This window comes from Pseudogemmobacter sp. TB195 (genome assembly GCF_058313095.1).
The window spans coordinates 1-536 of record NZ_JBZEGG010000206.1 but is presented as its reverse complement, the minus strand read 5'-3'; the positions used below and the strand labels follow the sequence as shown (position 1 = coordinate 536).

Genomic DNA, 536 nt, shown 5'->3' with positions numbered 1-536 from the left:
GCGACAGCCGCGAACTGCGTGGGACTTCATATGACTGTTCAGGAACCCTGCCCCGATTCAGGGGCGGAAGTTTGACGGGCGGCTCCAGCTGGCGCGCGCAACCAGGGCCGGCTCAGGCCTTTTTCTCCCAGCGCCCCTGATCGTTCTGTTGCCAATAGGTCGCATCAGCGCCAAGCGCCTTCACCTTGCGCCAGTCCTCGCGCGCCGCCGACAGCGCTGCTTCATCGGCGCCGTCGAACATCAGCACGACGCGCTCCCAGGCAGAAAGATCGTCCGGCGCCCGGGCCCCATGGACCAGGAAGCGCACGTTCGCGTTGTTGGGATTGCCAGGCTCGCAGACCAGCGCCACCGGCTGGCTGGCGATGTCCGGCTCCCGGGCGGAGCCGTGGGGCAGGAAGCTGTCGTCGGAAAACGTCCACAGGTGATCATCGAGCGCGGCCATGCGCTGCTCATCGCCCGCCTCCACCACCACGCGCCAGCCCCGCTCCAGACTGCGCAACAGCAGCCCGGGCAACACCGCCTCAACGGGCTGCCGC

At 68.1% G+C, this 536-nt stretch carries 1 protein-coding gene; it reads right to left on the bottom strand.

The window, feature by feature from the left end:
- Positions 1-112: 112 nt before the first annotated feature.
- Positions 113-536, bottom strand: a 424-nt coding sequence (locus tag AC4FS3_RS29385; RefSeq protein WP_491023476.1) for a DNA polymerase III subunit chi, incomplete at its 5' end; no start/stop codon positions are given.